We start from the raw sequence: 24,306 nt of genomic DNA, 5'->3' as shown, positions 1-24,306 counted from the left end.
CGGTCACGACATCTGCGGCGCGGCACGGGAGGCACGACGGGTATGGGGTACGACGCCGACGTGATCGTGATCGGCGCGGGGCTCGCCGGTCTCGTCGCCACCGCCGAACTCGCCGACGCGGGCCGCCGCGTCATCCTCCTCGACCAGGAGCCCGAGGCGTCGCTCGGCGGCCAGGCCCACTGGTCGTTCGGCGGCCTCTTCCTCGTCGGCTCCCCGGAACAACGCCGCCTCGGCGTCCGCGACAGCCACGCCCTCGCCTGGCAGGACTGGCTCGGCACCGCAGGGTTCGACCGCGCGGAGGACCACTGGCCGCGCCGCTGGGCCGAGAGCTACGTCGATTTCGCGGCCGGGGAGAAACGTTCCTGGCTGCGCGGCCAGGGCGTACGGTTCTTCCCCGTCGTCGGCTGGGCCGAGCGCGGCGGCGACGCCACGGGCCCCGGCAACTCCGTGCCGCGCTTCCACATCACCTGGGGCACGGGCCCCGGCGTCCTCGCGCCGTTCGAACGCCGCGTCCGCGACGCCGCCGAACGCGGCCTCGTCCAGCTCCGCTTCCGCCACCGCGTCACCGGACTCGCCCGCACCGCAGGGGCCGTGGACACCGTCACGGGCGACCTCCTCGCCCCCAGCTCCGCCGGGCGGGGCGCCGCCAGCAACCGGAACGTCAGCGGCGCGTTCAGCCTGCGCGCCCAGGCGGTCGTCGTCACCTCGGGCGGCATCGGCGGCGACCAGGACCTCGTCCGCGCCCACTGGCCCGAGCGCCTCGGCCGCCCGCCCGCGCGCCTCCTGTCCGGCGTCCCCGCCCACGTGGACGGCCGCATGATCGGCGTCGCGGAGGCGGCGGGCGCCCGCGCCGTCAACCGCGACCGCATGTGGCACTACACCGAGGGCATCACCAACTGGGACCCCGTCTGGGCCGGGCACGGCATCCGCATCCTCCCCGGGCCCTCGTCGCTGTGGCTCGACGCGACCGGCGAACGGCTGCCCGCCCCCTACTTCCCCGGCTTCGACACCCTCGGCACGCTCGCCCACATCACCCGCACAGGACACGACCACACCTGGTTCGTCCTCACCCGCCGCATCATCGAGAAGGAGTTCGCGCTCTCCGGCTCCGAGCAGAACCCCGACCTGACGGGCAAGAGCGTCCGCGACGTCCTGCGCCGCGCCCGCTCCGGCGCCCCCGCGCCCGTCCAGGCGTTCATGGACCGCGGCCCCGACTTCGTCGTCGAGCACGACCTGTCCGCGCTCGTCCGCGGCATGAACGCCCTCACCGGCAAGCCGCTCATCGACGAGGCCGCGCTCCGCCGCCGCCTGGAGGACCACGACCGCGAGATACGCAACCCCTTCGCCAAGGACCTCCAGCTCGCCGCCGTCCGCGCCGCCCGCCGCTACCGCGGCGACCGCCTGATCCGCGTCGCCCCGCCGCACCGCTTCCTCGATCCCGCCGCAGGGCCGCTCATCGCCGTCCGCCTCGGCATCCTCACGCGCAAGTCGCTCGGCGGCCTGGAGACCGACCTGTCCGCGCGCGTCCTCACCGACACGGGCGACCCGCTCCCCGGCGTCTACGCGGCCGGCGAGGCCGCGGGCTTCGGCGGTGGCGGCATGCACGGCTACCGCTCGCTCGAAGGCACGTTCCTCGGCGGCTGTCTCTTCTCCGGCCGGGCCGCGGGCCGCGCCGCCGCGGAAGCCGTCGGCTGACAAGTCCCGCACAGCCCCCGACCTACCCCGACCCACCCCGACCCGCCCTGATCCACGGAGGAACCCCGCCATGCCCGCCACCCCGTACGACGTCATCGTGCTCGGCGTCGGAGGCATGGGCAGCGCCGCCGCCGACCACCTTGCGGCGCGCGGCGCCCGCGTCCTCGGCCTGGAGAAGTTCGGGCCGGTCCACGACCAGGGATCGAGCCACGGCGACTCCCGCATCACCCGGCAGTCCTACTTCGAGGGCGCCGCGTACGTGCCGCTCCTCCTGCGCAGCTACGAGCTGTACGAACGCCTGGAGCGCGCCACCGGCCGCACGGTCGCCACCCTCTGCGGCGGCCTCATGATCGGCCGCCCCGACAGCCGCACCGTCGCCGGCAGCCGCCACTCGGCCGAGACCTGGGACCTCCCGCACGAGATCCTCGACGCCCCCGAGATCCGCCGCCGCTTCCCCACCTTCGCCCCGCACGACGACGACATCGCCCTGTACGAGACCCGCGCCGGGCTGCTGCGCCCCGAGCAGACCGTCGCCGCCCAGATCGAACTGGCCACCGCCGCCGGGGCCGACCTGCGGTTCCACGAGCCCGCCACCTCCTGGGAGGCCCTGCCCGGCGACCGCGGCGTCCGCGTCACCACCGCGCGCGGCACGTACACCGCCGGGCACCTCGTGCTCTGCCCCGGCGCCTGGGCGCCGCGCCAACTGCCGGACCTCGGCGTGCCGTTCACCGTGGAGCGGCAGGTCATGCACTGGTTCTCGCCCACCGGCGGCACGCGCCCCTACGAGCCGGAGCGCCACCCCGTCTACATCTGGGAGGACCCGGAGGGCTCCCAGATCTACGGCTTCCCCGCCCTCGACGGCCCGGAGGGCGGCGTCAAGATCGCCGCCTTCCGCAAGGGCGAGGAGTGCACCCCGGAGACCATCGACCGCACGGTGCGCCCCGACGAGATCGCCCACCTCGCCGCGTACGCGTCCACCCGCCTGCCCACCCTCCCGGGCCGCGCCCTGCGCGCCGTCACCTGCATGTACACGACGACGCCGGACGAGCACTTCGTCATCGCCCCCCACCCCGCGCACCAGGCCGTCACCGTGGCCTGCGGCTTCTCCGGCCACGGCTTCAAGTTCGTGCCCGTCGTCGGGGAGATCCTGGCCGACCTCGCCCTTACCGGCGCCACTGCGCACCCGATCGACCTCTTCCGCCCCGACCGCTTCGCCCCCGGGCCCGCCTGACCCCGCCGCGCGCCGCCCGCACGCACGACCGCCGGTGCGCGCCGCTCCCGGCACGCACCGGCGGTCCCGCGCCGGGCCCCTGCCTCAGCCGCCCGCGGGCCGTGCGGGCCGCGGCTCGGCCGCCGCGACCGGTCCCTCGCCGTTGCCGGGACCGATCCGGATCTCGAAGTCCCCGTCGTACTTGTCGTTCCCGGCGATGACCGCCATCTCGACGGCCTCCTCGCCACGCTGCCCGCGCACGATCAGCGGATCGCGCCGCAGGTCACGCATCAGCGCGACACACAGTCCGATCATCACCAGCGCGAACGGCACGGCCGCCAGGATCGTCAGGTTCTGCAACCCGTCGAGCGCCGAGGACTCCCCGCCGCCGACCAGCAGCATCACCGCGCCCACCGCGCCGGTCAGGACACCCCAGAACACGACGACCATCCGGCTCGGCTCCAGCGTCCCGCGCTGCGACAGCGTGCCCATGACGATCGAGGCCGCGTCCGCGCCCGAGACGAAGAAGATGCCGACCAGGATCATCACCAGGACCGACGTCACCCCCGCGATCGGGTACTCGCGCAGCACCGCGAACAGCTGCCCCTCCGGCGTCGCCTGACTGGTCAGGTCCGCGCCGTGCTCCTCCAGCCGCATCGCCGTCCCGCCGAAGATCACGAACCAGACGAGGCTGACCGCGCTCGGCACCAGGATCACGCCGCCGACGAACTGCCGGATCGTCCGGCCCCGGCTGATCCGCGCGATGAACAGGCCCACGAACGGCGTCCAGGAGATCCACCACGCCCAGTAGAAGACCGTCCAGCCCGACAACCACCCGGCGACGTCCTCGCCCCCACTGGCCTCGCTGCGCGCGGCCATCCCCGGCAGGCTGTCGATGAACGAGCCGATCGACGTCGGCAGCAGGTCGAGCATCAGCACGGTCGGCCCGACGACGAACACGAACACGGCCAGCACCCCGGCCAGCACCATGTTGATGTTCGACAGCCACTGGATGCCCTTGGCGACGCCGGACACCGCCGAGGCGATGAACGCCGTCGTCAGCGCGGCGATCAGCAGGACGAGCAGCCCCGTGCCGACGTTGTCCAGCCAGCCGACCTCCTCGATGCCGCTGCCGATCTGGAGGGCGCCCAGGCCCAGCGAGGCCGCCGAGCCGAAGAGGGTCGCGAAGATCGCCAGGATGTCGATGACGCGGCCGACCGCGCCGTTCGCGTGCCGCTCGCCGATCAGCGGGGTGAAGACCGCGCTTATGGTCTGCCGCCGGTTGCGGCGGTAGGTGCTGTAGGCGATCGCCATGCCGACCACGGCGTAGATCGCCCAGGGGTGGAGCGTCCAGTGGAACAGCGTCGTCGCCATGGCCGTGGACATGCGCTCGCCCGCGTCGTGCGGCGACGTGCCGGGCGGGGGAGTGGTGAAGTGGCTCAGCGGCTCGTTCACGCCGTAGAACATCAGGCCGATGCCCATGCCCGCGCTGAACATCATCGCGACCCAGGACACCGTCCTGAACTCCGGCTTCTCGCCCTCGGCGCCGAGCGTGATTCGGCCGTACCGGCTGATCGCCAGCCACAGGGCGAACACGACGAACGCGGAGGCGGCGAGGACGAAGCCCCACCCGGCGTTGTGGATCACGCTGTTCAGCGCGCTGGAGGACGCGTCCGCCAGGGAGTCCGTGCCGACGGCGCCCCACAGGACGAATCCCAGCGTGACCGCCGCCGTCACCCCGAAGACCACCGGGTCGGTCTTCCCGTCCGCGAACGACGGGCGCCACGACCGTCGCGCGGGGCCCCGGATCTGCTTGTCGCCTGGCACGCTGGTGCCTCTCTCTCTGTCCAGGTCAGCCGGATAGCTGTACAAGGAAACGAACTAATGCGCAGCGGCTACCCCGGATCACTCCAGGCATGCGAACAAGTTTCCGCCTCTTCCGTCCCGCGCCTCCCTCCGGATATCGCACAGCGTAGGGACTGTGCAGCTCCGGGTGACGGCGGGCCGCGCCGCGGACGGGGGAGTCGTGGCGTCCGGACGGGTGGGGAGGAGGGCGCTGCGCGCGGCGCCGGGACGGTCGGCGCCGGGGGAGGTCAGCTCTCGGGGCTTCGCTCGGGCACACCCTCGGGCAGCCCGGCGTCGTCCAGGCAGCCCAGGTGGTCGGCGAGGGCGCGGGAAAGGGACGTGGCGAGGGTGATCTGCGCGTCGCGGGTCTCCGGGGAGTCCTCGCTCGTGTACAGGTTCGCCTCGACCCAGCCGGGGCCCGCCGTCGCGCAGGGGAAGACGACGATCGCCGAGGCGTTGGTGGCGTACGCGTAGTCACCGGCCGTGTAGCGGATCTCCATGGGGCCTGGCACCTCCGGCGCGTTCGCGGTCTCCCGCAGGCCGAAGGCGATCCGGGCGAACGGCTCCTCGCCGCCCGGCACGCCGATGTGGCAGAAGTCGTCGTAGTACGCCTCGGAGGTGGGGAGGCGCTCCGCGTAGGCGGCCAGATCGGCGGCGGGGGCGTCGGCCGGTTCGTTGAACTCCGTCGCCCCGGTGAGCAGTTGCAGTGCCTCGCCCGCCTCGGGCGAGAGCGTCCCGTCACAGATCTCGGAGGCCGAGACCGGATCCCCCGGGGGACGCGGCGTCCCCGTCTCCGACGGTGCGACCACGCTCTCCCGCGTCTCCTCGGCTTCCGCGTCCGCCCCGGAGTCCGAGCCCGACGAGCAGGCGCTCGCGGCGACGACGAGCAGGGGGACGACCAACGAGGCGACGATCCGCGCGGGTCGGGCGATGACGCTCGGCATGACGTCTCCTCAGTCTCCACGGGGCGGGGGAGCCTGACCGTGGAGCCTAGCGGCCACCCCCCACGGACGGAAGATCGCGCCCCACCCCCCTCACCCGCCGACCCGCCGCGGCATCCCCTCGGGCAGCCCCGCCTCCTCCAGACACCCCAACTCCCCGGCCACGGCCCGCGCGACGGAGTTGGCGACGAGTATCTGATCGTCACGTGTCGCCATGGTGTCCCCGTACGTGTACAGATTGACGACCACATAGCCGCCTGAAGCGTTCGAGCAAGGGAAAGAGATAATTCCTGATGCCTGGGCTGCGTAAGCGAGTTGCCCGGCGTCGTAGAAGACTCTGAGCGGGTCGTCCTGCGTATTGGTAATCGGAGTGTCGCTCATGCCGAGCTGCAGATGTGTATCAGAGGATTCGCCACCCGGTGTGTAGAGGTCGCAGAAATCGGTGTACTGCGTCTCTGCTGTGGCGGCCTCGCGAAGGGTGCGGGCGAGGTCGGATTGATCGGGCTCGCTGAACTGGCTTGTGCCCATGATCTCTTCGAGAGCTGCTCCGGCTTCCGGGGAGATGGTTCCGTCGCAGAGTTCGGACGCCCGCGCGTACTCCTCGGCCGGTTCCTCGGTCGCCTCGCCGCCGGACGAGCAGGCGGTTGCCAGGAGGGACAGCGACGTGGTGACGCCGAGAACGAGACGACGCCACCCGCCTCTCGCGACGGAACGCGGTGCGTGCGGGGTCATCCCTCGATCCGCTGGGGTGCGCCGCTCGGCAGTTCCGCCTCTTCCGCGCACCCCAGCTCTTCCGCGACGGCGCTCGCCATGGCATTGAGAACTTCCATCACGAGGTCGGGCTCCGTGATCCCGCCCGACCGGCGGATGGTCAGGTAGCCGACGAGCTGGTCGTACTCCTCCACCTCGCCAGCAGAGCAGGGAAATCCGATGAACCCGGAGTCCCCGACGATCCATGCCTCGGAGCCCGCCGCGTAGATGGCGGTGGCATCGGGAATCGGCGCAGAGGGTTCCTCGGAGGTCGGTATCCACAAGAAACGTACTACCGCGAACGGGAAGGCCATGTCGCTGGGGGTGCGGATCGTGCAGAAAGTGACCGCGTTGGCACCGGTCGGCCGTAGTTCCTCGGTGAAGCCCGTCATCTCTGGAGGCACTTCGCCTTCCATGTCGGTGAACTGAGTCTCTCCACTCAAGCTTTCCAAGGCTGCGGCACCCTGATCGGACAGTGCCCCATCGCAGACTTCGACGGCGGGAACCGGATGCTCAAGTCGTGGAGCAGGTGTACCTCGCTCCGTCAGTTCCTCCGGCGCCTCGCCGCCGGACGAGCATCCGGTTGCCAGGAGGGACAGCGACGAGGCGACGCCGACAACGAGACGACGCCACCCGCCGCTCGCGACGGAACGCGGTGCGTGCGGGGTCATCCCTCGATCCGCTGGGGTGCACCGCTCGGCAGTCCCGCCTCTTCCGCGCACCCCAGCTCTTCCGCGACGGCACCGGTCATCGCGTTGAGGACCTCCATCATGAGGTCAGGCTCGTACGACGCACCCGGCTGAATGAAATCCAACCTGCTGAGAAGTTCGCTGCGTTCCTCATCGGCAGCAACGGGGCAGCTGAAGAGCATGAAGGCTGAGGATTCGCCGGTCCAAGCGCTTCTTCCTGCTGCGAAGTTCGCGGTCGCACCGGAAACCGGAGAGGGCGAGGAGGTGGGCGCAGAGGTGGGGCTCCACGAAAACCGTACCGTCGCCAATCCCGAGCTTTCATAATCCGGGGTGTAGATCGTGCAGAACGTGAAGGTGCCTTCGTGTGGACGGCGCAGCTCATCTGCGAATGCGCCCACTTCCGCGCGCGGTTCGTTCACCATCTCGCTGAACTCGACCCCATGGCTGAGCGATTCCAGGGCTTCGGCGCCGAACGCAGCCAGCGTGCCGCCACAGACCTCCTCGGCGGAAAGTGGATGCTCCAACGGAGTCGGGCCCTCTTCCGGTTCTTCGGACGAGGAACACGCGCCGAGAAGAGTGATTGTCGCGAGCGCGGCGCCGAGGGACTGAGAGGTCCTACTCATGTAGATCTCCTAATTGCCATGGTTTGTCGCGAACGCCTGGCCACGTACGTATGCGTCTGCTGCCTCACCGGTTCGCAAGGTCATGTCCTCCATGGCGAGACCTCGCTGGGCACCTTCATCTGTCAAAAGGTTCACCAAATTCGAGGTTTCTTGCGTTCCGGCTCCGAAGAACTGCTGCTCATCCAGTTGTCTTGCACGGGAGTCAGCCTCGAAGTGGTGCGCCCCATCGACTTCCTGGTTCATGAACTCACTGATGAGAGGCACGGTGGCACCTACCGCCAGTGGCACGGCCACTGCGGCTGCCCCACCCGTCAGGCTGATGGCCAAGGCCGCCGTACCAGCGCCGACCAGTGCTCCCAGCCCCGCCTTCGTCCACCCGGCAGTTCCGGCCAGCCCTTGTTGCGCCGCCTCCGAATCGGCTCCATGCTCAGCAGCAAGACGATCCACAAGGGACTGATCCAGTAGTCCGCGGACCGTAGTGGCCGTCTCCACCGCAGTGACTCCCTGCCCGAACGCATCAAGGCTGTCGAGGTCCAGCGAGCTCATGACGCCGAGCGTGTAAAGGTATTCGGCCTGCGACACGATCTCGTGAGATTCAGGTACTTGCGCGACCTCACTCAGGAAGCGGGTGGTGCCGAAGAAGCCGTTCGACAGTCGTTCACCGTACGGAGCCTCGAACAGGATGCCGTTCACCTCACGATTGGGTTCGGCAGGGTCCGAGAGCCAGTAGTTCACGTCGTTGATGTACGCGGCGGTCATCTGCCCCAGGGCGGGTGCGAGGGCTGGTTGCTCCGCCAGACGGCCGGGTTCCAACGTGCCGTAGAGATGCATCACCTGGGACGTAATCTGCGCGGTCTCCTGCGACCGGTTGTCGGGCAGCGAGGCGAGCGCCTCGGGATCACCGCTCGCGTACACGGATGCCGGATGGCCCGTCGTGGCGGCGAGGAGAGCTTCACCCAGGGCCGGGTGCGCGGTCAGACCGTTCATGTCGATGAGCGTGTCTTCCGAGGTGAGCCACCATTCCCTCTCCGTCGTGAGGTAATGCAGCCGTTCGTTCACCTGCGCGCCCTCGGTGTCGGCATCGACGGCGCCTTCGGTCAGGGCGTCCGTCGGGACGAAGTCGCTCGGTGGCGAGAAGAACCGGGTCGATGCGTCGGGGTTGTTGCCGAGCGCGGTCAGGAATCCGGTCATCGGATCGCGGCCGAGATCCCCGGCGTCCGCCTCGGTGACCGGAAAGTTGAACACCGGCTCGGGGTATGCGTCCCAGACGTCGTAGGCCGTACCGTCGCCCGCCTGCTCGAAGTCCAGCAGCGCGTCACCGTAGGCGAGGAGGAAGTCGGAGTCGTACGTCCCCGAGTTCATGAGCGCGCTCATCACCAGGAAGTTGTGGGCACTCTGCTCGTACACGTCCCCTGCCACACGCTCGGGGCCCAGGGCGATCATGGACTCCTCCCAAGCGTCCATGGCATCGGAGTCCGACTGCGTCGCCAGGCCCAGCGTGTTGCCCAGATTCGTCTGGAGCGTGGCCATCGTGTCCCACAGCTCGGAGCCCCTTTCGACGGAACGGGAGCCCGTGATGTCCGTCCAGAGTGTCACCGTGCCCTCGGGGCCGAGGCCGGTCGCGATGCGTTCGGCGAAGGCGGGGTCGTCGGCGTGGTCGGCGAGCAGGCGCGACAGTTCGGCCAGTTCCGCGTCCGTCAGCTCCTGCCCCCGGTCGGCGAGGTCCAGCACCGTCCGCGCGTCCTCGATCGCCGTGTTCACCTCGTCGATCGAGCCGTAGGCGACCGGGCTGAAGCGGTACGGGTCGGTGCCCATCGCCTCGCGCACGGCCTGGGCGATCAGCGCGTCCTCCTCCACGGTCCGCCGCAGGACGTCCTGGATACGGGCGGCGATCTCCATCACGGCATCCTGTCGGGCCCGCCTGTCCTCGCCGTCGAGGCCGTCGTAGTCGGCCGTCACCTCCCCCGAGGTGCTCACGTGCACCCGCGCGGCGGGCGCGTCCGACTCCATGACGGTGAGCAGCGCGTCCCGGCAGGACGTGAGGCGGCCGTGCCCGTCCCGCAGGAGCGCGGCGATCGTACGGGCCTGGGTGAGCGCCGCGTCGAGCTGGCCGGACGTCTCCCCGATGTACGCGACGGACGCCCGCTCGTTCTCGCCCCTCCACCGCGCCGCCCGCGCCGCACCGACCATGTTCGCGGCGCATTCGCCGAGTTCCTCCAGCTTGGCGACCTGCGACTCCCAATCGGTCACAGCCCCCGTCACCTGGCCCAACTGCAGGTTGAGCAGTGTCTCGACGGTCAGTCCCGCGCGTGCCATCCGTGGCGCCCCCCGTCCGCGCTCACCGCGCCTGCGGACGGTGGGGCGACATGCCGGCGGCGTTCAGGCCGCCGATGATGTCGAGTTCCACGTCCGCCATCCGCTGGATGGTCTCCCGCATGTGGCCGCTGATCGTCAGGCACGCGTCGCGCAGCGCCTCGGACTGGGTCCCCCAGCGTTCCACCAGCTCGATCAGCGCCGGACCCGTCTCCAACCCCGGCGTGCGCAGGAGGACTCCGGCCACGTGGGTCGAGTTCTCCGCCATCTGCCCGTGCGTGGACAGGGTGTCGCCCAGCTCGATCGCGTGGGTCTCGACGTCCTGCAGCCCCTCCTCATCGTGATCGACGCCCGCGCCTCCGGAACCGCCCCCGCCGCCGGTCGTGTTGAGCCGTGTACGCGCCCCGCCCGCCGCCTGCTGCTGCGCAACCTGCTCACGCGCGGCGGCCTGCATCCCGGCCCATTCCGCGTCGAAGTCGGTCATCCTCACGCCCCCCCGGGCTCGTGTGACGTCAGATCATCTGTGCGGCGCACATCGTAACCGTCACCGCAGCGGCACAGCGCGGCCACCCGCCGGAGCCGAGTCCTCGAGACGCGCCACGAGCCGGTTCAGCAGCGCGGCGAGCAGTTCGTCGTCCCCGCCCCCCGGCAGCCCGGCCCAGCTCTCCGCCACCCGCCGGTCGAGCGCGCCCCACAGGTCGAGGCCGCGTGGCGTGAGGTACGCCAGGATGCGACGCCGGTCCATCGGGTCCACGCGCCGGTGCACCAGGCCGTCGTCCACCAGTTGGTCCATCAGCCGGGTCAGCGTCGGCGGCGGCAGCAGTACGCACGCGGCGATCGCCGTCATGCCGTGCCCGTCCCCGTCCGCGAGCAGTGACAGCACGCGCCACGCGTCGGTCGAGCAGCCGGTGCCGTCCAGGGCGGCGCGCAGCCGCCGCTCGGACAGCCGCTCGGCCCGGGTCAGCGCGGCGGCCAGGTCCACGGGTCGTTCCTCGCTCGGTACGGCCATCTCACTCCTCGGGCGACAGGTCAACCATCGTACAAACCCGGGATGATGGGCCGATGTCCGACGGACAGTGGCTCGCCGCCGACGCCGACACGTTCGGCGTCGCGCTGGTCGTGCCGCGCCAGGGCCCGGCCGGGATCTTCGGGCCGGCCTGCGAGCTGTGCGCCCGGCTCGCCGCCGACGAGGTGAACGCGGCGGGCGGCGTGCTGGGCCGGGAGATGCGGCTGGTCACGGTGGACGGCGGCGCCCCGCCGCAGCGCGTGGCCGAGGAGGTCGCCGCGCTGGTGGACGCGGGCATCGTGCGGGCCGTCACCGGCTGGCACATCTCGTCGGTGCGCCGCGCGGTCGCGCCGCGCCTCGCGGGCCGTGTGCCCTATGTGTATACGGCGCTGTACGAGGGCGGTGAGACCACGCCGGGCGTCTACCTCACCAGCGAGACCCCGGACGGGCAACTGCGCCCCGCCATGCGGCTGTTGGCGGCCGAGCACCGCGTGCGCCGCTGGTACATCGTCGGCAACGACTACGTCTGGCCGCGCCACACGGCCCGCGCCGCCCACGTCTACGCCCGCGAGAGCGGCGGCCGGATCTGCGGCACGACGTATCTCCCCCTGGGCACACACGACTTCACCCCCGCACTGCGGCGCATCGAGCGGCACGACAGCGACGCCGTCCTCATGCTGCTCGTCGGCAGCGACGCCGTCCGCTTCAACCGGGCCTACGCCGCCGCCGGGCTCGACCGGCGCGCGCTGCGCCTGAGCACCCTGATGGACGAGAACATGCTGCTCGCCAGCGGCCCCGACGCCACCCGGGGCCTCACCGCGACGGCGGGCTTCTTCGGCTCGCTCGCCACCGCCGACACGCTCGACTTCCACGGCCGCTACGCCGCCCGCTTCGGCCCCGGCTCGCCCGCCCCGAGCACCCTGGGGGAGTCGTGCTACGAGGGGGTGCTCCTGCTCGCCGCGCTCGTCGGCCAGGCCGGTTCCTGGCACGTCCCGGCCATCGAACGGGCCGCCCAGCGCGTGAGTTACGAGGGCGCGCGCGGCGTACTGCGCCTGAGCGGGCGGCACGTGCGGCAGCGCATCTACCTCGCCGAGGCCGACGGTCTCGACTTCCATGTGACGGCCGACCTCGACGCGTGGAGCGTCCGGCCGGGCTGACGGGGCGTCCACGGACCGGCATGTCCTTCCGGGCGGAAGTGTTAACTGTTGAGAAATCCCGGAGAAATCATGTCTGTTGAGGCTGTGGCATGTTCAGGCCGGGCGACGCGGCCCGGTGTCACCTTCCCCTTACCCCGCCCCAGGGCGGGACATGGAGGACGGACATGCCCAGAATCCGTGGACAGCGCCACCGCCTGTTCGCCGCCGCCGTGACGGCGCTCACCGTGATGTCCCTCGCCGCCTGCGGCGCCCGCACCGGCGAGGAACCGGCCTCCGGCAGCCAGGCCGCCGAGGTGGACACGTCGGGCGACACGATCAAGGTCGGTCTGCTCAACTCCCTCTCCGGCACGATGGCCATCAGCGAGGTCACCGTCCGCGACGCGCTGCTCCTCGCCATCGAGGAGATCAACGCGGACGGCGGCGTCCTCGGCAGGCAGATCGAGCCGATCAGCGAGGACGGCGCCTCCGACTGGCCGACGTTCGCCGAGAAGTCGGAGAAGCTGATCCAGCAGGACGGCGTCGCCGCCGTCTTCGGCTGCTGGACGTCGGCCAGCCGCAAGGCCGTGCTGCCGGTGTTCGAGCAGAACGGCTCGCTCCTCTTCTACCCGGTCCAGTACGAGGGCCTGGAGCAGTCGCCCAACATCTTCTACACCGGCGCGACGACCAACCAGCAGATCATCCCGGCCCTCGACTACCTGCGCGAGGAGGAGGACGTCGAGTCGCTCTACCTCGTCGGCAGCGACTACGTCTTCCCGCGCACCGCGAACCGCATCATCACCGCGTACGCCGAGGAGCACGGCATCGAGATCGTCGGCGAGGACTACGCGCCGCTCGGCTCCACCGAGTTCGCGACGATCGCCACCAAGGTCGAGGACTCGGGCGCCGACGCCGTCTTCAACACCCTGAACGGCGACAGCAACGTCTCCTTCTTCCGCGAGTACGCCGCGACCGGCCTGACCGCCGAGACGATGCCCGTCCTGTCCGTCTCCATCGCCGAGGAGGAGGTCGCGGGCATCGGCGCCGAGTACCTGGCGGGCCAGCTCACCGCCTGGAACTACTACCAGACGACCGAGGGCGCGGCCAACGAGAGCTTCGTCCAGGCGTTCCAGGACCGCTACGGCGAGGACCGCCCGACCTCCGACCCCATGGAGGCCGCCTACACGTCGGTCTACCTGTGGGCCGCGATGGTCGAGGAGGCCGGTTCCTTCGAGGTGGAGGACGTACGCGCCGCCGCCGACGGCATCACCTTCGACGCCCCCGAGGGCACCGTCACCGTGGACGGCGACACCCAGCACCTGTTCAAGACCAGCCGCATCGGCCGCATCGGCGCTGACGGCGCGATCACCGAGGTCTGGTCCTCGGGCGAGCCGATACGCCCCGACCCCTACCTGGAGACCTACCCCTGGGCCGAGGGCCTGTCCTGACATGACGGTCTACCTCAGCCAGTCGTTCACCGGGATCAGCATCGGCGCCGTCCTGCTGCTCATCGCCCTCGGCCTGTCCCTGACCTTCGGGCAGATGGGCGTGATCAACATGGCGCACGGCGAGTTCATCATGGCGGGCGCCTACACGGTCTACATGCTCCAGGGCCCGATCTCCGACGCGGGCGTCTCGCTGCTCCTCGCGCTCCCGGTGGCCTTCCTGGTCGCCGGGGCCATGGGGGCGCTCCTCGAATGGCTGCTCATCCGCCGCCTGTACGCCCGCCCGCTGGACACGCTGCTGGTCACGTGGGGCGTCTCCCTGATGCTCCAGCAGCTGGCCAGGGACGTCTTCGGCGCGCCGAACGTCCACACCTCCTCGCCCGACTGGCTGTCAGGGCGGCTCACCCTGATCGGCGGCGAGGACCCGCTGACGCTGGCGTACAGCAGGCTGTTCATCCTCGGCCTCGCCGTCGCCGCCGTCGCGGCCCTCACGCTGACGCTGCGCCGCACCCCGCTGGGCCGCCGCATGCGGGCCGTCGTCCAGCACCGCGACCTCGCCGAGGCGTCGGGCATCGCGACCGGCCGCGTGGACCGGCTCACGTTCTTCCTCGGCTCCGGCCTCGCGGGCCTCGCCGGTGTCGCCCTGACGCTGGTGGGGCCGATCGGCCCCACCATGGGCACGAACATCATCATCGACGCGTTCCTCGTGATCGTCGTCGGCGGCATCGGACGGCTGCGGGGCGCGGTCGTCGCCGCGTTCGCGCTCGGCGTGCTCCAGGCGGTGATGGAGTACTCGACGACGGTCAGCGTCGCGCGCGTCACCGTCCTGATCGCCATCGTGGCCTTCCTCCAGTGGCGCCCCCAAGGCATCCACACCCTGCGGACCCGGAGCCTGGCATGACCTCCACACTCACCCGCTGGCGCGCGCCCGCCGGTTACGCGCTCGGCGCCCTCCTCCTGTTCGCCGTCGCCCCGGCGCTGCTCAGCGACTTCAGGCTCGGGCAGCTCGCCCGCTACCTGTGCTTCGCGATCGTCGCGGTCGGCATCGCGCTCGCCTGGGGCCGCGGCGGCATGCTGACCCTGGGCCAGGGCCTGTTCTTCGGCCTCGGCGGCTACGCCATGGCCATGCACCTCAAGCTCACCGACGCGGGCGCGGGACAGCTCCCCGACTTCATGCTGCTGTACGGCGACACGAGCGAACTCCCCTGGTGGTGGGAGCCGTTCCGCTCCCCGGCCGTGGCGCTCGCCGCCGTCCTCGTCCTGCCGATGGGGCTGGCCGCGCTCATCGGGTACGCGGTCTTCCGCCGCCGGGTGCGCGGCGCGTACTTCGCCATCCTCAGCCAGGCGCTGGCCGCCGCGTTCGCCATCCTCCTCGTCGGCCAGCAGGCCACGACCGGCGGCACCAACGGGCTGACCAACTTCCAGGGCTTCTTCGGCTTCTCCCTCCTCGACCCGGTGAACCGGCGCACCGTCTACTTCCTCATCGCCGCCGTCCTGCTGCTCCTCATGATCGGCGTCCGGCAGCTCTTCCTCAGTCGCTACGGCGAACTACTCGTCGCCGTGCGGGACTCGGAGGAACGGGTCCGCTTCCTCGGCTACGACCCCGCGCTCGTCAAACTGGTGGCCTACGTCCTGTCCGCCGGGACCGCGGGCATCGCGGGCGCCCTGTTCGTCCCGGCCGTGGGGATCATCTCCCCGGCGCTCATCGGGATCGTGCCGTCCATCCAGTTCGTCATCGGCGCCGCCATCGGCGGCCGGGCCAGCGTCGCGGGCGCCGTCATCGGGGCCGTCGCGGTCGCCTGGGCGCAGACCACGCTGTCCGAGGAGTTCCCGGCGGCCTGGACGTACTTCCAGGCCGGACTGTTCATCGCCGTCGTGGCGTTCCTGCCCGGCGGACTCGTCTCGCTGCGGCGGCTGCTCGCCCGCCGCGGCCCGCGCGTGGCGGAGGTGCCCGCATGACGACCCCCGACGAGCCGCTGAAGGGCCTGCGGATCACCGACCTGCGTGTCTCCTTCGACGGTTTCACCGCCGTGGACGGCGTCAGCCTCACCGTCGGCCCCGGCGACCTGCGCTTCCTCATCGGACCCAACGGCGCGGGCAAGACCACGCTCGTGGACGCCGTCACAGGACTCGTGCCCGCGACCGGCTCCGTCGAGTTCGGCGGCACCGAACTGCTCGGGCGCCCCGTGCACCGCATCGTCCGCCTCGGGATCGGCCGCACCTTCCAGACCGCGACCGTCTTCGAGAACCTCACGGTCCTCCAGAACCTCGACATCGCGGCGGGCGCCGGACGGTCCCCCGCGGCGTTGCTGCGGCGCCGCAAGGGCGTGCCGGACGCCGTCGCCCGCGCGCTGGAGACGATCGGGCTCACCGACCGGCGGGGCGACCTCGCCGGGACGCTCGCGCACGGCCGCCGCCAGTGGCTGGAGATCGGCATGCTGCTCGTCCAGGACGTGCAGCTCCTGCTGCTCGACGAGCCGGTCGCGGGCATGAGTCACGACGAACGGGCCGAGACCGGAGGCCTGTTGCGCCGCATCGCCGAGGACCGCACGGTCGTCGTCATCGAGCACGACATGGACTTCATGCGCACCTTCGCCAGCAGCGTCACCGTGCTGCACGCGGGCCGTGTGCTCAGCGAGGGGTCGGTGGCCGACGTGCAGGCCGACCCACGCGTCCAGGAGGTCTATCTCGGCCACAGCCCCGGCGAGCCCGTCGCGGCACCCGCCGGGGGAAGCGCGGGAGGAGAGGACTGATGCTGGAGATCACCGGCCTGACCGCCGGATACGGCCGCACGACCGTCCTGCACGACGTGTCGCTCGCCGTGCCGGGCGACGGCGTCGCGGCCGTCCTCGGGCACAACGGCGCGGGCAAGTCCACGCTGCTGCGCGCCGTCCTCGGCCTGCTGCGGCCCCGCGCGGGCACCGTCCTGTTCCAGGGCGAGGACATCACGCGGCTGCCCGCGCACCGGCGGGTACGGCGCGGCCTCGCGTACGTGCCGCAGGGGCAGCAGAGCTTCCCGCAGCTCACCGCGCTGGAGAACCTGCGGCTCGTCGCCGACGGGCGGCGCGACGCGCGCGCCGCCGTGGACGAGGCGCTGGACCGCTTCCCCGCGCTGCGCGCCGTCACCGCCCGCCGCGCCGGGCTGCTCTCCGGCGGCCAGCGCCAGCAACTCGCCATCGCCCGCGCCCTGATCACCCGGCCGCGGCTGCTGCTGCTCGACGAGCCGACCGAGGGCATCCAGCCGTCCGTCGTCGCGGAGATCCAGGAGACGGTCCTCGGCCTCGGCGCGTCGGGTCTCTCGGTGCTGCTGGTCGAGCAGCACGTCGCGTTCGCGCTGCGCGCCGCCGAGCGGTACTACGTGCTGGAGGCGGGCCGGGTCACCTCCTCGGGCAGCCGGGGCGAGGGGGCGGAGCGCGCGGTCAGGGAGGCGCTGAGCGTGTGAGCCGCCCCCGGCCCCGGGACCGGCCCGCACGCCGGACCGCCCGGCCCGTGCCCCTGGGGAGAGGCGCGGACCGGGCGGTCGTGGGGCTCGTGGCCCCGGCTGGGGACCACGAGCCCGCTCGATGGCGGATCAGGCCAGGCGCTGCCTGGTCGCCGGGACGGACACCGGCGCCGTCGCCGGTTCCCTCCCGGTGTCCTGCCGGTCCGACGCCGCCCCGGTGTTGCCACCGGTGAAGACGAACTGGGAGCCGGGCTGGACGACGATGTCGCCGTCCGCCGAGTCCGTGATCGTCACATTGGTGAGCGTCGCGCTGCCGCGCACGCCACCCTGGGCGAGGATGCCCGCACCGTTGTTGGAGCCGTCGATGCGGACGTTGGTGAGCTGGGCGCCCGGCACGCTGCCGCCGCCCTGCTTGAACTGGATGCCGTCGTACGTCGAGTCGTAGATCTCGGTGTCACGGATCACCACGCCGGGGATGTTCTGCGAGGCGGGGAAGATCGTGATGGCGCCGAACTCCTGCGCCTCGCCCCAGAACGCGCCGCCCGTGCGGTGCAGCACGTTGTTCGCGATCAGGGTCTGACCCGAGAACGGCAGCGGGTCGTGGTCGGTCGCGAGCATGATCCCCGGGTAGTTCATGGTGTCGGAGATGATGTTGTTCTCGATGCTGTTGTCGTAACCGCCGTAGATCGCGATGCCGTTGGCGCGCCAGGGCAGCTGGATCGTGTTGTTGCGGAACGCGTTGTCGTGGCCGACGTCCACGGACGTGTCGCGCACGTAGCGGCTGGCCCACACGGCGAGGGAGTCGTCACCGGTGTTGCGGAACGACGAGTTGAACACCGTGGAGTTGCGCGTGCCGTTGGTGAAGTTGACACCGTCGGCGTAGGTGTTGCGCACCCGCAGGCCGCTGAACTCCAGGCCGTCGCCCGGACCCCACAGCGCCGGGATGTTGTCGAAGTCGCGGCCGACCCAGACACCCACGTTGGCGTGCTCGATCCACACGTTGCGGATGGCCGTGTTCTCACCGAAGCGGCCGTTGAGGCCGACGCCGCCCTCGTGGTTGCCGTCGCCGCCGCGGATGGTGCCCGAGCCGAAGATGGCGATGTCGGAGATCTGCGTGTTGTCGTCGATGTCGAAGCCGAAGTTGCCCTCGTGCGGGTGGTTGATGCCGTTCGCCAGGTGCGGGGCGGTCAGCGTGTAGAGCTGCGAGTGCCACATGCCCGCGCCGCGGATCGTCACGTTGCTGATGCCGACCTGGTTGAACTGCCCGCGGTTCAGCGGGTCGTCCGTCAGGATCTTCTGCTCCTGGCGCCACTGACCGGCCGGGATCCAGACGCAGTTGATGGTGCCGTTCTGGTCGGCCGTCACGGCGCGCTGGATCGCCGCCGTGTCGTCGATCCCGTCGTTCGGCACCGCGCCGTACTCCGTGATCGAGGTGCACTCGGCGGGCTTGGCCGCCGGGGGAGCGACCTGCTCCAGGTCGATCAGGTCGATGATGTAGAACGACGCGGTGTCGTTCGCGTCCCGCTGGAGACGGAACACGGTGCCCGCCGGGTAGCTCTGCGTCAGCAGCGCGTTCGACTCGTCGAACAGGCGCCTGGCGTCGCCGCCCGGGGTGTTGGTCAGGCCCTCGGGGCTGTCGGTGTTGCCGTACAGCCAGCTGTACTTCGAGGACAGGTTGATCTTGCGGACGAACGTGCCGTTCGCGTAGAGGCTGATCGTCGCCTCCTGGCCGCCGCCACCGGGGGCGTCGGGGATGGAGTTGCGCACGACGATCGAGTTCGCCGGGACGGTCGAGGTGAACTCGACGTACTGGCCCGTGCTGTTCAGGCGCACCGACTCACGGCCCGAGGACTCGGTGGCGTAGTTGGTGTGGCCGAAGGTGCGCTCCGGGTCGGTCTGGAGCAGCGTGCCGTTGTGCCTGCCGTCCTCCGCCTCGTACTCGGTGTACGGCACGGCCGCGCCGCGTCCGACCACGATCGAGCGGGAGAACACGTTGTTGTTCTCGTTGGTCTCCGTGACGGTGTTCGTCGCGTCGGCCGTGGCGGTGAGGGTGGCGCCGCCGTTGGTGGCGGTCCAGGTGCCGCTGACGGCCACGTCCACGGTCGCCCCTGCGGCGATCGACGGCGTGCTCGTGTTGAGGGTGGTGGTACCGGCCAGCAGACGCGTCACGGTGGTGGCGCCGGTGGCGGTCGTGCCGCGGTTGTTCACCTTGACGGTGAAGGAGACCGGGGCCCCCACGGCCGGGTTGGCCGGGGTGTGGGTGATGCCGAGGACCTGGAGGTCGGGCCCGGGGCTCTGCGCGACGACCAGCGGGGTCGTGGACGTGCGGCTGTTGTTGTCGTTGTTCTGCTCGACGACGGTGTCGGTCGGGTCCACCACGGCCGAGACGCTGTAGCTGCCCTGGGCGCGGCGGCCCGCGTCCACCGTGACGGTGGTCTGGGCACCGGCGGCGAGGGCGCCCACCGGGGCGCTGCCGACGACGCTGCCTTCGAGGCTGAGGTTGACCGTCGTCGCGGGCGAGGCGGCCGAACCGGCGTTGCGCACGGTGGCGCTCAGCCGGATCGCGTCGGTCTCGGTCGGGGACGTGGGCGTCCACGACAGGGCGCTGACGGTCAGGTCGGGGTTGGGGGCCGGGGTGCCGATGACCTGGAGGTCCGCGACCTGGCCGCCGGGCGCGCCGGTGTTGCTCGTGAAGCGCAGCTGGAGGTCGGCGACGCGGCCGGTGACCGGGATGGTCACGGTGTTCTGGTTGGCCGAGGGGCTGAACGAGTAGGTCGCGGCGGCGCGCAGCGAGGTGAAGGTGCTCGCGTTCTGCTCACGGCCGAGGATCTGGATGTTCTGCGTGCGCGGGCCCCAGGCCGCGTCCGGGTTGAGCCGGACCACGACCGTGTTGACGTCCGCGTTGGAGCCGAGCTTGACCGTCAGCGTGGACGGGAAGCCGTTCGACTCCCAGTAGGTGGAGACGCTGGCGTCGTTGGCGTTGGTGGCGACGAAGTTGAACGTCGTCGAGGACGCCTCGATCGGCTTGCCCGCGGCGAGGTTGCTGCCCTCGCCCGGCTCACCCGGCTCCTCGGGCTCCTCGGGGCCCGGGTCCTCGCCGTCCTCGCCGTAGATCTCGAACTCGGAGACCTGCCCGGCGGGCCAGCCGGTGTTGGCGGTGATCTGCACCCGCACGTACCTGACCGCCGCCGCGGCGAAGTCGATCGTGACGGTGTTGGCCGAGCCAGGGGTGAACTGCCGCCCCGCGGAGGCCGCGAGCGCGGTGAAGGAGCTGCCGTTGGTGCTGCCCTGGACGCTGAGCGTCTGCGTGCGCGACTCCCAGGTGGTGGGGAGCTTCAGCACGACCTGATCGACGTCGGTCGCCGCGCCCAGGTCGATCTGCACCCACTGGGGGAAGGAGTTGTTCGGGCTCTCCCAGTACGACGCCTGGTTGCCGTCGTTGACGCTCGACGCGGGGAAGCCGCCGTTGGTGCCGCTGGCGGTGGCCGTCTTGCCGAGCGCCAGGTTGGGTCCGTCGGCCGCCGACGCGGTGGCCGAGAGGGGCAGGAGCCCGACGACCAGCATGCCGGCCAGGACCAGGCCGCTGATCAGCCGCCGGCCCAGTTGTTTCCATCTCATGGAGTTGTCCTCAGTTCCGTGGGAACGACGCAGGGGGCTGCCGAGGGACCGGCCCGGCCCCGGCGACGCACCGGGTCAGGGGCGGAACGGTGGACCGCGACAGACAGGGCAGTGCGCTTGCCGAGAACTTGCAAGAATCTTGCAGAGAATTGAGCTACTTAGTCGATCTCTTGCGAGAGGGTAGTCAGAGTTTTCAAGCAGGTCACGAGTTTGTCAACGGTTTGCACACGGCAGGGACATGTCGTGTCCGCGTCGTATCGCGGCGGTCACCTTGTGTGCCTCCGGCGCGTGTCCCGCGCCGCCCCGCCCGGAGTCGTGAAACCGAACAAACCATGCCAGAGTGGGGGTAACCGTACGTACCGAGGTCCCCAGATGAGCGAGAAACGGCGGAACCGGCCGAACGAGCCGGAGGCGCTCCCCGAGGACTGGCCCGTCCATCCGGACACCTCCCTCGCCCTGAACCGCATGGGCAGCTTCGACTGGGACCTCGACCACGACGTGATGCACCTGGACGAGGCCGCGCTCGGCGTCTTCGACCTGCGCGCCGACGAGTGGGACTCCCGCCCCGCCTCCCTTGCCAGCCGCGTGTCCCCGGCGGAGGGCGACCGGCTCGAAGCCATGCTCCGGCGGGCCGTCGGCGACGGCAGCAACGGCTACGGCGCGTACTTCCGCATCAGGCGCCGCGACGGCGAGTCCCAGTGGACCCACACCCAGGCCCACATCGAACGCGACACCGACGGGCACGCCCGCCGCATCATCGGCATCGTCCGCGACGCCACCGCCGAACTGTCGCACGCGGTCGAGCGCAAGGCCGTCGCCATCGAGCGGCGCAAGCAGACCGGCATCGTCGAGGAGACGACCCGCGCCATCGCCAACGCCCGCACCGTCGAGGACGTCACGGACGTCCTCGCCGGCCCCGAGGGGTTGCGGCTCATCGGCGCGGGCACCGTACGCCTCGGCCTCGTCGAGTCGGGACACCTGCGCGTGGTCCTCGGCGCGCGCGCCGCGCCGCCCGAGCTGGAGTTCCAGCGCCTGGAGGACGACCTGCCGATGAGCAGGGCGGTCCGCGACCGCACGCCGCTCTTCCTCTCCTCGCGGGAGGAGTTCCTCGCCCACTTCCCCGACCTGCGCGAGGGCCTGAGCGCGTACGGGCTGCACGCCGCCGCCTACCTGCCGCTCATCGCCCAGGGCGTCGCGCTCGGCGCGCTCGGCGTCTTCTTCCACGAGAACCACGCGTTCCCCGCCGAGGAGCGCAACCTCCTGGTCGCCCTGAGCAGCACCATCGCCCAGAGCCTCCAGCGCGCGGTGCTCTTCGAGCAGGAGCACGACCTCGCCGAGAACCTCCAGCGCGCCATGCTCCCGCGCGAGGTGCCCGAGGTCCCCGGCGCCCGTATCGCGGTCCGCTACCGCTCCGCCGGGCTCGGCCGGGACATCGGCGGCGACTGGTACGACGTGATCCCGCTGCCCGGCGGACGCGTCGCCACCGTGATCGGCGACGTCGAGGGCCACGACACGCACGCCACCGCCGTCATGGGCCAGCTCCGCATCGTCCTGCGCGCCTACGCCTCCGAGGGCCACCCGGCGGGCACCGTCATGGCGCGGGCGTCGGCCTTCCTGCGCGGCCTGGACACCGACCGCTTCGCGACCTGCCTGTACGCCGAGCTGAACCCGAAGACCGGACGGCTGCGGCTCGTGCGCGCCGGGCACCTGGCGCCCGCGCTGCGCTCGGCGGACGGCGACTGCGCGCTCCTGCCCGTGCCCGGCACCGTGCCGCTCGGGGTGGACACGGGCTTCCGCGAGCCCGAGTACCCGGTCACCGACAGCCTGCTCGCCCGCGGTGACACGCTGCTCATGTACACGGACGGCCTGATCGAACAGCCCGGCTGGGACCTGGACGAGGGCATGCGCCGCCTGACGTCCGAGCTGCGCGCGGGCCCGGGCGACCTGGAGGAGCTGGCCGACCACATGTCGGAGATCCACCAGGGCCCCGAGGAGGACGACATGGCCCTCGTCATGCTCCGCAGGCTGTGACCAGGGCGGGCGGCCCCGCCCGCCTCAGTCCTTCCTGGCGATCTCCGCCCACACCGTGCAGCCCCCCGCGGCGTCGGGCGCGACCACGCCCCAGCGGCTCGCCAGCGCGTCCAGCAGGATCAGCCCGCGCCCGCACTCGTCCTCGGGCCGCACCGGGTCCGTCCGGCCGTGGCCGGGGCCCCTGCCCTCGTCCGCGACCTCGATGAACAGCAGCTCGGTCCGCGCCTCGACGCGGCAGACGACGCGCTCGCCCCCCGAGTGCAGCACGGCGTTGGTGACCAGCTCCGACATGACGAGCAGCGCGGTGTCACGCGCGTCCCCCGCGACGCCCCAGCGGCGCATGCGCTCGCCGGTCGTGCGGCGCGCGGTGGCGACGGCGGCCGGTACCGCGGGCAGCTCGAAGCGGTCTCTGCGCCCGTCGGCCCCCGGCCAGGGGGAACGGGGGAGCGGGAGCGGCGTGGCGCCGCATGAAGGGGACACGGGCGGACGCGCCTTCCGGGGGACCTCCGAACGGGCCGGAGCGGTGGTGAGCCGGATCACCTGTTAACTATGCGCAATGCTGTGGGCAGAGCGCAAGGGGAGTTCTGCGATTCGCAGATCGCGAAACCGTCTCTGTCGATCCCGCTACCGCGTGTGGCAAACTTCTTCCCGGTACCGGTACTTGGGGCCGCCGACTCGCGGCGGAAGCCGTCAGGAGGCGATGTGGCAGAGGCGCGGCCCGGGCCTACCGTGGGTCAGATCGTGCTCGGCCTGCGCCTGCGCGACCTGCGGGAGGGCGCCGGCTGCTCCTTCGCGGACGCCGCCGCCGCGCTCAGCGTCAACAGCACGACCGTGCGCCGCATGGAGAAGGCCGAGGTCGGCCTCAAGCCGCTCTACGTGAAGGCGCTGCTGGAACGGTACGCCGTGCCGCCCGACGAGGCGGCGGCCTTCCTGCGCCTGGTCGAGGAGTCCCACCGGCCCGGCTGGTGGCACCGCTTCCGCGACGTGCTGCCCGACTGGTTCAGCCTCTACGTCAGCCTGGAGGGCGAGGCCGCCCTGATCCGGGCCTACGAACCCCACTGCGTCCCCGGCCTGCTCCAGACCCCCGACTACGCGCGCGTCCTGTTCAGGACCGGCTTCCCCGGCGCGCCGCGCGAGGAGATCGAGCGCCGCGTGGCGCTGCGGATGGAGCGGCAGGGGCTGCTCACCCGGCCACGCGCCCCGCTGCTGTGGGCGGTCGTGGAGGAACACGTGCTGCGCCGCCACGTCGGACCCCCGTCCGTCATGCGCGCGCAGATCGACCGGCTGATCGAGGCGACGGCGATGCCGAACGTCACCCTCCAGATCATGCCGTTCAGCGCCGGTCCGCACCCCGGCATGTTCGGGCCCTTCCAACTGTTCCGGTTCGAGATCCCGGAACTGCCCGACATCATCTACACCGAGAGCCTGACAGGCGCGGTCTACCTCGACGAACGGCCCGACACCGTGGCCTATCTGGAGGTTCTCGACCGCATGGGTACGCAGGCCGCGCCGGTACAGGACACCGGGGTCATCCTCGGTGAGATTCGCAAGGAGCTCTGAGACCC

The 24,306-nt window shown here is 71.3% G+C and carries 20 protein-coding genes; 10 read left to right on the top strand and 10 right to left on the bottom strand.

Annotated features, from left to right (window positions below):
* Positions 1–42: 42 nt before the first annotated feature.
* A complete protein-coding gene (locus IF27_RS14560; protein WP_052849994.1) occupies positions 43–1,695 on the top strand; it encodes an FAD-binding dehydrogenase in 1,653 nt (550 codons plus the stop codon).
* A gap of 70 nt (positions 1,696–1,765) precedes the next feature.
* Positions 1,766–2,926 (top strand): N-methyl-L-tryptophan oxidase, encoded by a 1,161-nt coding sequence (gene solA / locus IF27_RS14555; RefSeq protein WP_052849993.1) that lies wholly within the window; start codon positions 1,766–1,768, stop codon positions 2,924–2,926.
* A gap of 84 nt (positions 2,927–3,010) precedes the next feature.
* Here solA and IF27_RS14550 read toward each other — a convergent pair whose 3' ends face one another.
* The 8 genes from IF27_RS14550 to IF27_RS14515 form a co-directional block, all read right to left on the bottom strand.
* A complete protein-coding gene (locus IF27_RS14550; RefSeq protein WP_052850094.1) occupies positions 3,011–4,714 on the bottom strand; it encodes a BCCT family transporter in 1,704 nt (567 codons plus the stop codon).
* Between the two features lie 284 nt (positions 4,715–4,998).
* Positions 4,999–5,694 (bottom strand): hypothetical protein, encoded by a 696-nt coding sequence (locus IF27_RS14545; RefSeq protein WP_052849992.1) that lies wholly within the window; start codon positions 5,692–5,694, stop codon positions 4,999–5,001.
* Between the two features lie 90 nt (positions 5,695–5,784).
* Positions 5,785–6,423, bottom strand: a complete 639-nt coding sequence (locus tag IF27_RS14540; RefSeq protein ID WP_052849991.1) for a hypothetical protein — start codon at positions 6,421–6,423, stop codon at positions 5,785–5,787.
* Positions 6,420–7,112 (bottom strand): hypothetical protein, encoded by a 693-nt coding sequence (locus tag IF27_RS31090; protein ID WP_190232960.1) that lies wholly within the window; start codon positions 7,110–7,112, stop codon positions 6,420–6,422. The genes IF27_RS14540 and IF27_RS31090 overlap by 4 nt, the downstream gene beginning before the upstream one ends.
* Positions 7,109–7,753 (bottom strand): hypothetical protein, encoded by a 645-nt coding sequence (locus IF27_RS31085; protein WP_190232959.1) that lies wholly within the window; start codon positions 7,751–7,753, stop codon positions 7,109–7,111. Before IF27_RS31085 ends, IF27_RS31090 begins: the two co-directional genes overlap by 4 nt.
* Positions 7,754–7,762: 9 nt before the next feature.
* Positions 7,763–10,069 carry a DUF6571 family protein gene (locus tag IF27_RS14525; RefSeq protein ID WP_052849988.1) on the bottom strand — a complete coding sequence of 769 codons (2,307 nt, stop codon included), beginning with the start codon at positions 10,067–10,069 and terminating at the stop codon, positions 7,763–7,765.
* Positions 10,070–10,091: 22 nt separating this feature from the next.
* Positions 10,092–10,550: a hypothetical protein gene (locus IF27_RS14520; RefSeq protein WP_052849987.1), complete on the bottom strand. Its 459-nt coding sequence runs from the start codon at positions 10,548–10,550 to the stop codon at positions 10,092–10,094.
* 60 nt (positions 10,551–10,610) lie between these two features.
* A complete protein-coding gene (locus tag IF27_RS14515; RefSeq protein WP_052849986.1) occupies positions 10,611–11,075 on the bottom strand; it encodes a MarR family winged helix-turn-helix transcriptional regulator in 465 nt (154 codons plus the stop codon).
* 53 nt (positions 11,076–11,128) lie between these two features.
* On the opposite strand from IF27_RS14515, the gene IF27_RS14510 reads away from it, so the two are divergent.
* The 6 genes from IF27_RS14510 to urtE all read left to right on the top strand — a co-directional run bounded on the left by IF27_RS14510 (position 11,129) and on the right by urtE (position 17,092).
* Positions 11,129–12,229, top strand: coding sequence for a substrate-binding domain-containing protein (locus tag IF27_RS14510; RefSeq protein ID WP_052849985.1), 1,101 nt, complete (start codon positions 11,129–11,131; stop codon positions 12,227–12,229).
* A gap of 164 nt (positions 12,230–12,393) precedes the next feature.
* Complete coding sequence (gene urtA / locus IF27_RS14505; RefSeq protein WP_110945890.1) at positions 12,394–13,653, top strand: urea ABC transporter substrate-binding protein; 1,260 nt, start codon at positions 12,394–12,396, stop codon at positions 13,651–13,653.
* Between the two features lies 1 nt (position 13,654).
* The gene (urtB, locus tag IF27_RS14500; protein ID WP_052849984.1) at positions 13,655–14,551 is read left to right on the top strand and encodes an urea ABC transporter permease subunit UrtB; all 897 of its coding nucleotides are present in this window, start codon (positions 13,655–13,657) and stop codon (positions 14,549–14,551) included.
* Positions 14,548–15,609 (top strand): urea ABC transporter permease subunit UrtC, encoded by a 1,062-nt coding sequence (urtC, locus tag IF27_RS14495; protein WP_052849983.1) that lies wholly within the window; start codon positions 14,548–14,550, stop codon positions 15,607–15,609. Before urtB ends, urtC begins: the two co-directional genes overlap by 4 nt.
* Positions 15,606–16,403, top strand: coding sequence for an urea ABC transporter ATP-binding protein UrtD (gene urtD, locus IF27_RS14490; RefSeq protein ID WP_052849982.1), 798 nt, complete (start codon positions 15,606–15,608; stop codon positions 16,401–16,403). Before urtC ends, urtD begins: the two co-directional genes overlap by 4 nt.
* Entirely contained in the window at positions 16,403–17,092 is a 690-nt protein-coding gene (gene urtE / locus IF27_RS14485; RefSeq protein WP_052849981.1) for an urea ABC transporter ATP-binding subunit UrtE, read from the top strand. Before urtD ends, urtE begins: the two co-directional genes overlap by 1 nt.
* Positions 17,093–17,221: 129 nt before the next feature.
* On the opposite strand, the gene IF27_RS14480 is transcribed toward urtE, so the two are convergent.
* The gene (locus IF27_RS14480) at positions 17,222–20,710 is read right to left on the bottom strand and encodes a CARDB domain-containing protein (protein ID WP_110945889.1); all 3,489 of its coding nucleotides are present in this window, start codon (positions 20,708–20,710) and stop codon (positions 17,222–17,224) included.
* A 372-nt stretch (positions 20,711–21,082) separates the two neighbouring features.
* Here IF27_RS14480 and IF27_RS14475 point away from each other — a divergent pair, with 372 nt between their 5' ends.
* Positions 21,083–22,741: a SpoIIE family protein phosphatase gene (locus IF27_RS14475; protein ID WP_052849980.1), complete on the top strand. Its 1,659-nt coding sequence runs from the start codon at positions 21,083–21,085 to the stop codon at positions 22,739–22,741.
* A 24-nt stretch (positions 22,742–22,765) separates the two neighbouring features.
* Here IF27_RS14475 and IF27_RS14470 read toward each other — a convergent pair whose 3' ends face one another.
* Complete coding sequence (locus tag IF27_RS14470) at positions 22,766–23,221, bottom strand: ATP-binding protein (RefSeq protein WP_052849979.1); 456 nt, start codon at positions 23,219–23,221, stop codon at positions 22,766–22,768.
* Positions 23,222–23,443: 222 nt separating this feature from the next.
* On the opposite strand from IF27_RS14470, the gene IF27_RS14465 reads away from it, so the two are divergent.
* The gene (locus tag IF27_RS14465; protein WP_052849978.1) at positions 23,444–24,301 is read left to right on the top strand and encodes a helix-turn-helix domain-containing protein; all 858 of its coding nucleotides are present in this window, start codon (positions 23,444–23,446) and stop codon (positions 24,299–24,301) included.
* Positions 24,302–24,306 lie beyond the last annotated feature (5 nt).

The sequence above is a fragment of the Streptomyces avicenniae genome, from assembly GCF_000719135.1.
Taxonomy (GTDB): Bacteria; Actinomycetota; Actinomycetes; order Streptomycetales; family Streptomycetaceae; genus Streptomyces; species Streptomyces avicenniae.
This window is presented reverse-complemented; position numbering and strand designations above follow the sequence as displayed.